Below are 13,531 nucleotides of genomic sequence, written 5' to 3'. Positions count from 1 at the left end.
TTCAATTAACCTCATCGGCGTTGTCAAAAAAGAACCGCAGCATCTCGGCGCTGGCATCCGGACCTTTCGGGTCAGTGTAGGTTCCGGCGTTCGATCCGCCCGACCATGCATGGCCCTGTCCGTCAATGCGCCAGTATTCCACCACAGCAGTGCCGTCCGTGTCGGTTGATATGTACCGTGTAAAGCTGCGTCCGTTTTCTTGACCCTGTTCGTTTGTCTCGATGCTTTGGCTCATGTTGGTGCCCAAGGCACGCTGCACGATAATGTCGCTGTTTTTCGGACTGACAGTCGCATCGGCTGTGCCGTGAAAAACGATTGTTCGGACCCGCGTTTCGTTGCGGGCGCGGATCGGCGTATCCAGAATTTTGCCGCCCATCGCAGCGAAAGCCGATGGGATGTCCTTGGCGGCACCGACCGGTAAACCGGAGTGGGTCCCGACAGCAGCAAAGACATCCGGATAAGTTTCTCCCAAAATACTCGCCATCGCGCCGCCTGCGGACAATCCGGCCACAAAGGTGCGGTCCCGCTCAACGCCATGAAAGCCACAGATTTGAGACGCTAATCCCGCCAGTATCGCGGGTTCTCCGCGGCCGCGCTGCTGGTCGCCGCGGCTGAACCAGTTCCAGCATGACTGCGCATTGTCGCCGCGCGATTGCGCCGGATAGACCACTGCAATCCGATGCTGTTCTGCAAGAGCATTCATTCCAGTGCCAGCCGCAAAGTCTTCGGGGGATTGGGTGCATCCATGTAACATCATGACAACGCCCGTGATGCCCATATCTGCCGAGGCCGGAATATAGGTTCGATACATCCGGCTGCCTTCCGCATGTGTGTAGGTTTTCTGTAAAAATTGGGCCCCCTCGGGGATTTCGGTGTGCGCAGGGGCGAATCCTCCGCTGTTTTGCGTAAATCGGGCCATCAGCCCATCCACGTTGGGCAGCCCCCCATTATGGAGACAACCCGATTGCGGAGTCTGGCTGCCGGGCAACAGCCCGTGCTGGGCAAGGGTGCGCTGCACCAGATCGCTCGCAGCGGACAGGCGTGCGTCATCAGCCGCAGGGCGCAGAGCGCCTACGTTAAAGAGTTTCATTTCGTTTCCTTTTTTAGGTGTGGCGCAGCCTATTTGATGCGGTCCGCAAGTGCCTTTTTGATTCCGGGGCTTGCCTGCAGGGCACCCAGAACGGTGATGGAGCCGATGGTCTGGAGCGCCAGTTCCGGCGTGACATCTGCGCCAATACGGGCAAGCCCGACAACCTTGACGTGCAGCACCTCACCGGCGTCGCGCAACGCTTCCAGATCGGACGCGGAATAGTCGCGCAGGCCCAACTCCATCGTGTGGCGCTCCAACGATTGGCTGACAACGCCGGTGTGGCTTTCCAACTGGTTGCGGATCGCTGTGCGGATCAGGTCGCTTCGATTTGAATAAAACCCTTCCTGAACCAACAGGTCGATGCGACCGAGGTCGACAAATCCAAGGTTGATCGTGATTTTTTCATTCTCGGGCTGCTTGTCACGCAGTTGTTTAACGTTACTCATTGAATACTCCATCCATATGGATGGTGTATGGCGTTATTTTCAGCCGTGCAACCTCAATCTGAAATATTCCTGCAAAATTTGGCCAGGAAGCCGTGTGCGTTAGAAATGCTATTCTGGTTTAGCATTCTTACCATTCGATCCCCTTGAAGGATGGTCCATGCGCAATTGATGCGCCACTTAGGATGACAACTGATACACAACATAAGAATAACAGCTGACAATGATAGAGGATCAGGGCGCGTAGTGTTGGATGCGTCACTGCGCTCTAAGCGGATAAGGACAGTGAGATGAACCAGGACCTAATTCCGATCGCGGACGTGTCGCCTCACGAAGAGGTGGACGCAAGCCATGTCGATCACATCATGACCGCTATCGTCACAGACCGAGTTATCAAGCGGCCTTTGATTGTTGCGCGTGGCTGTAAGACGCTATTGGACGGGCATCATCGGTATCACGCGTTGCGTCTGCTGGAAGTGGATTTTTTGCCCTGTGTCGTGGTGGATTACGATGACCGTAGTTTGGTCGAAGTGGATTCATGGCGCGAGGGCGAGGTGGTGACCCGAGAGATCATTCGCAGCGCCGCAGCAAGCAACCAGATGTTGCCGATCAAAACGTCCCGGCACATGCTGAAATTCGCTGTGCCCCTAATGGGGATGCCTCTTGCGGATCTGTTTACAGACAATTTTGATATTCGTGAACCTGTATTGACACAGGTCGAAAAGGAAAGCCCATGCGCGCCAATCCAACCTTAACGTCTGACACAAACAACCCTTTCGCACGCATTGCCGATGACGTTCTCGATTTAGTAGGGCAGACGCCTATGGTGCGGCTAAATCGGTATCTTGATGTGCCGGATGTTAACCTGATCGCGAAAGTCGAATCTATGAACCCTGGCGGCAGCGCAAAAGATCGGCCCGCCCGGTTCATGATTGAACAGGCGCTTGCGGATGGTCGTCTCTGCGTTGGTGACACGGTAGTGGAATCGTCATCGGGCAACATGGGTATTGGGCTGGCGCAGACCTGCGCAGTGCATGGTTTGAAATTCATCTGCGTTGTCGATCCCAATGCGCAGGCGCAAAATGTGGCTATCATCCGCGCCTTGGGTGGAAAAATCGAATTGGTCGATCAGCCTATTGAAGGTGATTTTCTGGCTGCGCGTCTGGAACGTGTCGCGGCGTTGCTGGAGGCTTCACCGGACTGTTTCTGGCCCAACCAATACGCCAATACCGACAACCCTGCATCCCACGAGGCGGGAACGATTGCCGAGATTGACGCCGCGATGCAGGGTCAAATCGATTATCTTTTTGTCGCCTGTTCAAGCACAGGAACGGCGCGTGGCTGTAGGGATTATCTGCGCCGCATGGGGCGGGAAACCAAGGTTGTAGCGGTTGACGCACAAGGCAGCACACTTTTTGAAGGCGCCGCCGGACCCCGCAAGATTTCCGGAATGGGCGCAGGGCGCATTCCTGATCTGGCGAAAGGTCAAATTTTCGATGATCTGGTGCGTGTGGCGGATGTCACCTGTGTCGCCGGATGCAGGCGGGCGGTGGCGCGAGAAGGGTTTTTGGTTGGTGGTTCCGGCGGTGGGGTGCTGGAGGCAGTGCGCAGCATGCAAGACACGTTGCGCGGTAAAACTGTCGTCGCGATTATCCACGACTCGGGCTCGCGGTATCTGAGCACTATCTTTGATCCTGAATGGGTTGAACGGGAGTTGGGAAATTCGGATGCCGAGGTGCAGAGACTGGCCGGACTGGACACACCCGCGTCGTGACTGGGAAACGTAAAACCATCGCCATAATCGGCTGCGGGCCCAAGGGGCTCTATGCGTTGGACAGCCTGAGCCAAGTGGGGCGAAATAATCCGGCGTCACAGATTGATCTCCACATTTTCGAAGCCTCGCCACATCCGGGCGCAGGGCCGATTTACGATCCATCGCAGCCTGATATTTTGCTGATGAATTTCCCAGCGCGCATGATTGATGCGTGGACGGACGGACGGGGGCCGGATTTTTTGAAGTGGTCACACAGCAACGGTTCAAGCGTCGCGGCTGACGATTACGTGCCCCGATCAAATGTTGGTGCATATCTTGGCTGGTGCTTTAAGAAAGTGGTCGAGAACGCGCCCGCGAACATCAATCTCACGCTTCATACGACCTCCGTTACCAGTCTGAGGCAAAAGCAGGATGGCTGGATCGTTACGCCGAGCGGTATTGTTGTTGATGAAGTGTTGGTCTCGACGGGGCATCAGGATTGGTTGCGTGAAAATAGCGCCGATAGCGCTATAACCGTTTCGTCGCCTTATCCGATTAGCAAAACTTTAACACCTGCCTCAGTGAGAGCGGGCGCAATCGTTGCTTGCAGGGGGTTCGCGCTTACATTTATCGACATGATGTTGGCGCTAACCGAAGGTCGCGGGGGGGTCTTCACTGAAATTGACAAAGGTCATTCCTATCAGCCGTCGGGGCAGGAACCAGCGCTGATCGCCCCATTCAGTCGCTCTGGTCGACCTATGCGTGCCAAGGTTTCGCAGACCCAATTTACACCGCCGCGCGATGTTGAATTCTGGACGGAACAGTTGGATGGATTCCAGATGGTGCTGGGCGATCCACGCGTTGACCTATTCAGTGAACATATCTGGACCAAGTTGCTTTCTATTGCGGATAAACTGCAGGGTGCATCTGGCGGTGCGGCAAGGGAATTTTTCGATGATTGGACCGCAACCCCGTTTGATGCGCACAGGTGTCGCGACGCGTTACGGCTGGGGTATGATATTGCTTCGGGACGAATAGCGCCGGACATAGGTTGGGCCTTGGCCGAGACGTGGCGGCGATGCTATCCTCAGCTCATTCGCTGGATTAGCTATAGAGAGCTTTGTCAGCACGATGCTGCGCTGTTTCTTGAGGTCGCCGCCGAGATGGAGCGGCTTGCCTTTGGACCGCCAGCGCAAAACGTGGGCAAGTTGATCTGTCTTGAAGAGGCAGGTTTGATCAGCTTTGATCACCTGACCAACCCACCAAACGCGGATGTCATAATCGATGCAACGATCCCGTCAGCTGGCGCCGCTGCCTTGTCCGAGCCGCTCGCCGGATTACTTCGCGACGGGCATGTATCGGTCGGTGCGTTAGGTGGGCTACGGATCAACGCTGATGGGCAATCATTATGCAATAATGGTGTGACAGCAGGCCTGTCGATCATCGGGCGTGCTACTGAAGGCTGCGTTCTGGGTAATGATACCTTGTCGCGCCTGCTTCATGACTTGCCCGAAAGATGGGCGAAACAAGTTCTGCGTTCAACGGCAGCGCAGAATACGGGATTGGAGGCAGCCACATGAAGACACAAGTATCTGTTTATGAGCCCTGTCGTGGCATCGTACCATTGCGCGCCCGGCTGGAGAACTGGATGGTGACGCTTCTTGAGGAGCCGAAACTTGTTCACGATCTGCTCGACAAGCATGGCGCGCCGCTGAACATACAGTCTGATGCGCCATTTCGAGGGAATATCGCTGATTTAATCGGCTGCGTGGGTGAATTTGATCTGCCTTTTCTTCCGATGTTTGCCCGCAAAGCCAACAAATGCCTGACCTACGTCGATGCAGCGCGGGACATAAACATTGGCATAGATACAGCCAGCCATGCAGAAGTTGTTCAGTGTCTGGACCGCGGCTTGCCCGGCGACCGGATCGTCTGCACTGCGGCTGTCAAAGACCAGGACTTGATGTCTTTGTGTGTGGCCAACGGGGTGACGATCATCCTCGATAATCTGGATGAAATCACGCTGCTGGAAGAGGTCGTTCAGTATCAGGACAGGCCGGTGTCAGTCGGTCTGCGGTTGAACGGTTTTGAACGCGAGGGGCAGCCACTTTATTCTCGGTTTGGTCTTCCACTGAGGAAGATACCAGACATTGCAACGCGTTTGTCGCAAACGCCACAGATCACGCTGGATGGCTTGCACTTCCATTTGAACGGCTACAGCAGTGCGGATCGTATCGCAGCCATTGCCCAGACCCTGCCGGTTATTACCGCGCTTCGCCATAGCATACAGCGCGACTTCTTTTTGGATATCGGGGGCGGTATCCCGATGAACTACCTCGATGATCCAGCTCAATGGGACACATGGAAGTCCGAGCTGGATGCTGCACTGGGCGGTACGCGTGAACCCATCACGCAGCACAATGTCGGACTGGGACGGACTGTCGACCCTGATGGTGCAAAAGGGTCAATCGACAGCTATCCGGTGGCCCAAGGAGTGGTTCAGACGGATTGGATGCGCGAAATCCTGAATGCAACCGACGGAGGCAAGACCATTGCGAACCGACTGCGCGATGCAAAAGTATCCTTGCGCTGCGAACCGGGTCGCTCGGTGCTGGACGGCTGCGGAATGACGCTCGCGCGCGTAGCGTTCTGCAAGACCGACAGCGCCGGCGTGCCAGTGATCGGGGTGCAGATGAACCGCACTCAATCACGATCCGGCTTTAGCGAATTTGCATTGGACCCATTGATGGTCCCCGGTCCCGAGCCGCGCGGTGATCCGGTCGAAGGGTATCTTGCTGGAACCTATTGCACCGAAAGCGAATGGCTGACGCGGCGCAAGATGGTGTTCCCCGCTGGTGTGCGACCGGGTGATATCATGGTATTTCCGAACACGGCTGGCTACCTCATGCATTTCTTGGAAAGCCGCTCACACCAGTTTCCTTTAGCGAAAAACGTGTTTCTGCAACGGGATGGCACAGCAACGCTTGACGCAATCGACACTGACTAACGCGACAACAAAAGGCGCGATTGGCGCTGCATATATTAGGGAGATGAAACCATGACAGAGCCAAAGATGGACAAGGGCGGTGCGACGCACCAACAAGCCGACCAGCGCGATGAGACAATGACAACCGCGCAGGGCGGCCCGATTGCGGATGATCAGAATTCTCTCACGGCGGGGTCACGCGGACCTGTGCTAATGGAAGACCATATCATGCGGGAAAAGATTTTTCATTTCGACCATGAGCGGATTCCAGAACGCGTCGTCCATGCGCGTGGCTATGGCGTTCATGGCCACTTTGAATTGACAAAGGCGATCCCGGAGCTTTCCTGCGCAGACATTTTTCAGCGCGAGGGCGAGAAAACGCCCCTTTTCGCTCGGTTTTCGACAGTCGCCGGTAGCAAGGGATCATTTGATGTGGCGCGCGATGTTCGCGGCTTTGCGGTCAAGTTTTACACAGGTGAGGGCAATTGGGATCTCGTCGGCAACAATATCCCCGTGTTCTTCATTCAGGACGCGATAAAGTTTCCCGATCTGGTCCATTCGGTCAAACCCGCCCCCGACCGTAACTTCCCACAGGCGCAAAGCGCGCATGACAACTTTTGGGATTTTATATCGCTGACACCTGAATCCATTCATACAACACTATGGACTATGTCCGATCGCGCGATCCCGCGCTCCTTGCGTTTCATGGAAGGGTTTGGCGTTCACACCTTCCGATTGGTCAATGCCGATGACAAATCGCACTTTGTCAAATTCCACTGGAAGCCCAAACAGGGGCTGCAATCGGTAGTCTGGAACGAAGCGCTAAAGATCAATGGCGCGGACCCCGATTTTCACCGGCGTGACATGTGGGCCGCGATTGATTCCGGCGATTACCCGCAGTGGGATCTGGGTATTCAGGTCTTTGATGATGATTTCGCCGATGAATTTGAATTCGATATCCTTGATCCAACGAAATTGATTCCCGAAGAACAGGTGCCTGTGCAAATCATTGGCACCATGACGCTCGATAACACTGTAGATAATTTTTTTGCAGAAACCGAACAGGTGGCGTTTTGCACGCAAAACATTGTGCGTGGGATCGACTTCACTAACGATCCGCTTTTGCAGGGGCGCAATTTTTCCTACCTGGATACACAGACCAAACGGCTTGGCGGGCCGAACTTTACCCACATTCCGATCAATGCGCCCAAATGTCCGATGAACCATTTTCAACAGGATGGTCACATGGCCATGCACAACCCCAAAGGGCGCGCCAATTATGAGCCCAACAGTTGGGGCGACGATGGTGGACCGCGTGAAAATCCCGAAATCGGGTTCACCAGTTATTCCGAAAGGGTGCAGGGCGACAAGCAGCGCACGCGGTCAGAAACCTTTGCCGATCACTACAGTCAGGCGCGGCAATTCTACGTCAGCCAAACAAAGACAGAGCAGAACCACATCGCCGCCGCTTATACGTTTGAGTTGTCCAAATGCGAACATGAACACATCAGATTGCGGATGCTGAGCCATCTGATGAATGTGCATGATGATCTGGCCAACGCCGTGGCCAAAGGTCTTGGCTATACCGATATGCCGGACGCCGCGAAACCTGCGCGCAAACCGATCACGGATCTGCCTGCTTCTGATGCATTAAGTATTCTCAAGAACGGTCCGGACAGCTTTGCAGGTCGCAAATTGGGCTTGTTCCTGACGGATGGGGCGGATGCGAATTTGGTTAACAAGATTGAGACAACTTTTACCGACGCGGGCGCAAAGGTTGCGATCATCGCGCCGCACATCGCGGGCGTTAAGCTGTCCGATGGCACCATGAAAGCTGCCGACGAAACAATCGACGGTGGCCCGTCTGTTCTATTCGATGCAGTGGCACTGATTTTCTCTGCCAATGCGGGCGAGGAATTGGCCCGAAACAAGCCGGCACAGGATTTTGTCAGTGACGCATTTGCCCATGCGAAGTTTATTGCTTGGACAGACGCCAGCACGCCACTTTTCGAAGCAGTGGGGGTAGCGGGAAAATTAGATGATGGCATCTTAAAGTTAAACAATGATAACGTCGCCGGTTTTCTGAAAATGTGCGAAGGATTGCGCTATTGGGCGAGAGACGCATCTTGATCTGATTGCGAAACTGCGTGTTTACGCAAAAATGTATGACCAACTGCGCGCGCCGCGTCCGATTTCAAAAGCAATCGGTTTGAATCCTGCTGCGCTCTAAGGCTTAAAATTTGGGGGGCGCGCGTAAATACCTGTGTAGTCGAGCCGTGGTGATCCGCCAAAGCAGAGACGAAGCGGCTGGGCACGCTATGGGGACGGGGCGGAACTTGCAAAGACCGCCATTTTCATCAATGGTCTGGCCAAGGCTTCTCGGCACTGACAGAAATTCTGCAGGCAAAAACCCGCGAATGATGAGAGATAGGCTTAGCTATTCTATTCCAACTACTTCTTACTGCGGTGATTGAATGACAACCCATGCGGACACGCACAGCCTGACCTGGAAGGTTTCACCAGATATGATCGGCATTGTCGATCAAGCCGGGGTTTTTGTCGAAACGAACCCTGCGTGGCAAAAGGTGCTGGGGTGGTCCAAAACGGAAATCAAAACGATGGTCTTCACGGATTTCCTTCATCCCGAAGATATGGAACGCACGCAAAAACTGTTCATATCAATGAAATCAGGCCAGTCTGCATTGCATTTTGAAAATCGGTATCGTTGCAAAGACGGATCCTACCGTTGGCTGTCGTGGGTTGCTGTCCCCGAAGGGGATATTTTTGTATGCTCTGCCCGTGATGTGACAGACGACAAAGCACGCTCTCTTGCTTTGAAGTCGTCCGAAGATGAAGCCATTTTGCGTGAACAGTTCATTGCCATACTCGGACATGATCTGCGCAATCCATTGGCTGCGATTGGATCAGCTGTCAGAATTGCGTCACGCCAACCCCACGACAAAGAAATTGCCGCAATGTTTGCAGCGATTGACGACAGTGCAGACCGGATGGCCAAACTGATCGATACCACGATGGATTTCGCGCGAGCCCGTTTAGGCAGTGGTATCCCAGTCGATTTAGCCCCAATTACAGATATCAACGATCGATTTGAGCAAGTCGTTGACGAAATACGTCTCGCACACCCCGAACGGAAGATCATGACCTCGTTCAAGTTCAAGGGCGTTCTGACTTGTGACGCTGCGCGGTTGGAACAGGTTTTGTCAAATCTTGTGGCCAATGCTGTGACACATGGATCAAGGAACAAGCCAATATTAGTTGATACGGATGCGCACGATAATGTCTTTGTGATGTCGGTAGCCAATTCCGGGAAGGTGATCCCCGAACAGACAATCTCACGCATCTTCGAACCGTTTAAACGGTCTGCCCAAAGCGACTCACTCCAAGGGTTGGGCTTGGGGCTTTATATCGCTCATGAAATCGTAAAGGCACACTCCGGCAAAATTGATGTGATATCAGATGCGAACAAGACTATTTTTCAGTTAGAATTACCCGTTGACGGAAAGCCTGACCTGTTCCCCAGCCAATGATTTTTGTGCTCATTATGAATGCTGATCTACGAAAACTGGCCGACTTTTTGATTCCCAGTCGTTCGTGACTCTGCTTGCTGAATTTAGGTTCAGTAGAATGCTATACGCGACCAATGCCTGCTTTTGTTTAGTTAATGGATTGAAAGACCAATTTTTTGGCTCGTTTCGTCGCTACGTGAAGTTGATCAGGAGCAAAGAATGCCGATCGCCCGAGCGGAATGCAAAGGCAAGTATTTCTGAAATCGAGCTCCCGCAACCAACTTTAGCGAATTTTCGTTTTAAGCAAGGCCCGCCTCATCGGCGGGCCTTGCTGCGTTTAGCATAGCCACCAACTCTCCACGCAATTCCAGCCCGTAAATCTTGGCCACCGCGTCCCGGCTTACGACAATCTTGCCAACTGGCCCCGTCACGGTTTGATCCCGCTCCTTTGAAAGCAATTACCGCAACAAAGGAGATGAACTATGAAACTGAAACGGACGAACTTCGTAAGGATGCGGTGCGGTTTTCATTATTTCGTCGGATATCTGTGTTTCAGGTTTCTACCCTCGAAACGCGTCATTAAGGCATTTTTTTCTGCCTTACGAAAAATGCTCAAACAACTCGGCGCAAAAAATCTTTCGTGCGCGTATCTTGCGGGTTTTCGAGCAGCTCTTTCGGGGGGCCCTGTTCGATAATTCTTCCATCAGTCATGAACAGGATTCGATCCGCTATCTCGCGGGCGAACTGCATTTCATGAGTAACTATCAACATAGTCTGGCGTTTCTCGGCCACCCGCCGCATCAGATCGAGAACCTCTCCGACCCATTCGGGATCGAGTGCCGAAGTCGGCTCGTCGAACAGCATCAGATCGGCGTCCAGCGCCATGGCACGACCGATACCTACACGCTGCTGTTGCCCACCTGAAAGAGCGGCCGGATAGGCATCGGCCCGTTCGGTGAGGCCGGTTTCTCTTAGGATCGCTTCGGCACGCGCATTGGCATCGGTTTTTGACTGTTTTTTAACCGTAATGAGCGGCTGAGTGATGTTCTCACGTGCCGTTTTGTTGGCGAAAAGCGCGTAGTTCTGGAAGACAAACGAGGTTCGCCTTCGCAACGCCAAGATGTCGTTGCGGGACGCGCTGCTGGCGTCTACCGTCAGATCGCCTACGCGGATCACGCCTTCATCAGGGCGGTCGAGAAAATTCAGACAGCGCAGCAACGTCGATTTTCCGGTGCCTGATGGCCCGATCACGACGACACGTTCGCCCGGCGCAATCTCGAGCGAAATGTCCTTCAGGACAGCAGTGTTTCCGAAGGCCTTGCTAAGCCCGGTCACGGAGATGCCAGAGTTTGATGTCATCTTGCATGCGCCTTGTTGAGGTAGATTTCGAGCCTACGTTGCACAAAGGCGAGCGCTTCGACCATGATCCAGTAAATCGCGGCAACCACGAGAAAAGCCTCGAAATAGAGGAAACTGCCAGCGGCTTCCTTCTGCGTTGCGCCCATCATTTCCGTAACGCCAAGCGTAAAAGCGAGCGACGTGCCCTTAATCATGTCGATAAAGTAATTGACCAGCGTCGGGGCCGCTACGCGCGCCGCTTGCGGCAGGATGATCTGCGACATCATCTGGACCTGTGTCATGCCGACAGCTTGGGAAGCTTCCCATTGACTGCGGTCGACACCAAGGATCGCGGCGCGAATGCTCTCCGCCATATAGGCAGAGAAATGAAGCGTCAGCCCCATGATTGTCGCGGTCACGCCGTCTATGTTTGTCAGAAACGACAGCACCTGCGGCAGGCCATAATAGAATAGGAACAACTGAACCAGCAGCGGCGTACCGCGGAAAAAGCTAATGAAAAGCCGTACGAAAACATCCAGCACCGGCACGCGAAACACCCGCTCCACCGCCATGATAGATGCCAGTACCAGCGCGAAAACCATGCCAACCACAGCCATAAACAGGGTTAGCGGAACGTACCCCAACAAAATGGGCACCAGATCCCACATGTATTCGAAATCGAGTGCCCTCATGTTTTCTACTCAGCAACAGTAATATCAGTAGCGAACCATTTTTCCGAGATTTCGGTCAAGGTCCCATTTTCTTTTAGTGTCGTAATGGCGGCGTCAATCCGGTTGCGTAGCGCATTGCCTTCGGCGTTGTCCTGAAATGGCAATGCATTTCTGATCTGACTGAAAGGTCTGCCCGCCAATGCCAGCGGCAGCGGGCTTTCCGCGATCAACTGGGCCGACGACACGCGATCCATGACAAATGCATCAACTCTACCCAGAGCAGTGTCCTGCGCGATGTTGCTTTCATAAGTACGAATTTCGATTTGATCGGCGTTGGGCAGTTCGTTCAGCAGTTGTTCGAAATTGGACCCAAGGTTCACCGCCACGGTTTTACCGCTTAAATCTTCGACATTGGCGATTGTGTCCTCGTTCCCCGCCTTGACCACCACTTGCGCCCCGTCAAAAACGTAAGGCTGCGAAAAGACGAACTTCGCCTCGCGTTCTGGCGTTATGGTAATCTGGTTCGCGATTGTATCGATCCGGCCGGATTCAAGAGCACCTACAAGGCCGGAAAACGACATTGTAACGAAATTGACTTCGTCACCAGTTTCGGCAGCAATGGCATTAATGAAATCCACTTCGAAACCCTGAAGTTCATCTAATTTCACAAAGGTAAAAGGGAAATACCCCCCCGACATGCCTACGTTCAGCGTTTCCGCCTGAGCTGTGCCGAAGATGGATGCGATAATGAATGATGTGATGGCAGCTGTTTTTTTCATGATATACTCCGTCGGTTCGCGAGATACTTAACAATGGGGGGACCCCCTTCAATGATCGTCGGCTAACTAAGTCTGTTATAACAGTAATTGCGGCACCGCCGGAACGTTGTCCTTGATAGGGCTTATTCCAAAGAATGTTATCAAGGGCCTGCGCCTTGGCGAATGGAGGCTGATTGAAATCAGGGCCCCGATCAGCAGCGTACGATGTTGAGTTTATGAAGCTTCGTTAGCCCCCTCCCCTTAACAGATTGCTCTCACTGCCTGCCGCGATACTGCGCAGATCAGAATGATTCCATCAGCAACGCCCTACCGGTCCATTCGGCATCCTCTACAGCGTTCGCCAACACGGCTGCGACATCGCCGCGCGCAGCTTTGCCCGTCATGTCGACATCGTCACCGAAACGCATGTTTCGGGTGCCGTGATCATCGGTCAGGCTGACCGGACGGATGATCGCATAGCTGAGGCCCGAAGCCTTCAGATGTTCGTCTGCTGCGTGTTTTGCCTTAAGATAATGTGCGAGATCGCCATCCGGATCCGCATTTTCAGCGCCAGCACTGCTCAGCATTACGAAGCGCTTCACCCCTGCCTTGGCGGCAATGTCGATCAGACGTTTGGCTCCGTCGCGATCCACCTTGTCGGTCATTTCTGGACCGGTGGAGCCGCCGGAGCCGGCTGCGAAAATCACTGCATCGCATCCCTCGCAAACGTCGTCCTGAAGATCGGTCAGATCACCGTGACGGAGGGCGATATCGGACGGCAAATCTCCAGTATTGGAGGATTCTCGGACCAACGCGATCGGAGAATGGCCGATCCTTTTCAGTTCGTTGACCAGGCGCAGACCGGTATTGCCCGTCGCGCCTGCTACAAGGATGTCCATTGAGATCTCCACTTCATAAAATTTGGCTTCTGGAGCATCGGGGCAACCACGTGCAGGTTGCCCCGG

The 13,531-nt window shown here is 53.9% G+C and carries 12 protein-coding genes; 6 read left to right on the top strand and 6 right to left on the bottom strand.

From position 1 onward, the window contains the following. Window position 1: 1 nt before the first annotated feature. Entirely contained in the window at window positions 2-1,090 is a 1,089-nt protein-coding gene (locus OS189_RS15260; RefSeq protein ID WP_267168198.1) for an extracellular catalytic domain type 1 short-chain-length polyhydroxyalkanoate depolymerase, read from the bottom strand. Window positions 1,091-1,119: 29 nt separating this feature from the next. Further along, a complete protein-coding gene (locus OS189_RS15255) occupies window positions 1,120-1,536 on the bottom strand; it encodes a ribbon-helix-helix domain-containing protein (protein ID WP_267168197.1) in 417 nt (138 codons plus the stop codon). A gap of 287 nt (window positions 1,537-1,823) precedes the next feature. Here OS189_RS15255 and OS189_RS15250 point away from each other — a divergent pair, with 287 nt between their 5' ends. The 6 genes from OS189_RS15250 (at window position 1,824) to OS189_RS15225 (ending at window position 9,820) form a co-directional block, all read left to right on the top strand. Next, entirely contained in the window at window positions 1,824-2,288 is a 465-nt protein-coding gene (locus tag OS189_RS15250; RefSeq protein WP_267168196.1) for a ParB N-terminal domain-containing protein, read from the top strand. Then, entirely contained in the window at window positions 2,267-3,307 is a 1,041-nt protein-coding gene (gene sbnA, locus OS189_RS15245) for a 2,3-diaminopropionate biosynthesis protein SbnA (protein ID WP_267168195.1), read from the top strand. The genes OS189_RS15250 and sbnA overlap by 22 nt, the downstream gene beginning before the upstream one ends. Beyond that, window positions 3,304-4,866, top strand: coding sequence for an FAD/NAD(P)-binding protein (locus tag OS189_RS15240; RefSeq protein ID WP_267168194.1), 1,563 nt, complete (start codon window positions 3,304-3,306; stop codon window positions 4,864-4,866). Before sbnA ends, OS189_RS15240 begins: the two co-directional genes overlap by 4 nt. Next, complete coding sequence (locus OS189_RS15235) at window positions 4,863-6,293, top strand: Y4yA family PLP-dependent enzyme (RefSeq protein ID WP_267168193.1); 1,431 nt, start codon at window positions 4,863-4,865, stop codon at window positions 6,291-6,293. Before OS189_RS15240 ends, OS189_RS15235 begins: the two co-directional genes overlap by 4 nt. Window positions 6,294-6,344: 51 nt before the next feature. Next, on the top strand, window positions 6,345-8,402 hold the full coding sequence (locus OS189_RS15230; protein WP_267168192.1) for a catalase: 2,058 nt from the start codon (window positions 6,345-6,347) through the stop codon (window positions 8,400-8,402). A 344-nt stretch (window positions 8,403-8,746) separates the two neighbouring features. After that, complete coding sequence (locus OS189_RS15225; protein ID WP_267168191.1) at window positions 8,747-9,820, top strand: PAS domain-containing sensor histidine kinase; 1,074 nt, start codon at window positions 8,747-8,749, stop codon at window positions 9,818-9,820. A 591-nt stretch (window positions 9,821-10,411) separates the two neighbouring features. On the opposite strand, the gene OS189_RS15220 is transcribed toward OS189_RS15225, so the two are convergent. From OS189_RS15220 to OS189_RS15205, 4 genes are all read right to left on the bottom strand, one after another. Then, window positions 10,412-11,158, bottom strand: a complete 747-nt coding sequence (locus OS189_RS15220; protein ID WP_267168190.1) for an amino acid ABC transporter ATP-binding protein — start codon at window positions 11,156-11,158, stop codon at window positions 10,412-10,414. Next, window positions 11,155-11,829 (bottom strand): amino acid ABC transporter permease, encoded by a 675-nt coding sequence (locus OS189_RS15215; protein ID WP_267168189.1) that lies wholly within the window; start codon window positions 11,827-11,829, stop codon window positions 11,155-11,157. Before OS189_RS15215 ends, OS189_RS15220 begins: the two co-directional genes overlap by 4 nt. 5 nt (window positions 11,830-11,834) lie before the next feature. Further along, window positions 11,835-12,587, bottom strand: a complete 753-nt coding sequence (locus tag OS189_RS15210; protein WP_267168188.1) for an amino acid ABC transporter substrate-binding protein — start codon at window positions 12,585-12,587, stop codon at window positions 11,835-11,837. Between the two features lie 281 nt (window positions 12,588-12,868). Further along, complete coding sequence (locus OS189_RS15205) at window positions 12,869-13,465, bottom strand: SDR family oxidoreductase (protein ID WP_267168187.1); 597 nt, start codon at window positions 13,463-13,465, stop codon at window positions 12,869-12,871. Window positions 13,466-13,531 lie beyond the last annotated feature (66 nt).

The sequence above is a fragment of the Sulfitobacter sp. F26169L genome, assembly GCF_026410285.1.
GTDB lineage: Bacteria > Pseudomonadota > Alphaproteobacteria > Rhodobacterales > Rhodobacteraceae > Sulfitobacter.
The sequence above is the reverse complement of the archived record's forward strand: the minus strand, read 5'-3'. Positions and strand labels throughout refer to the sequence as shown.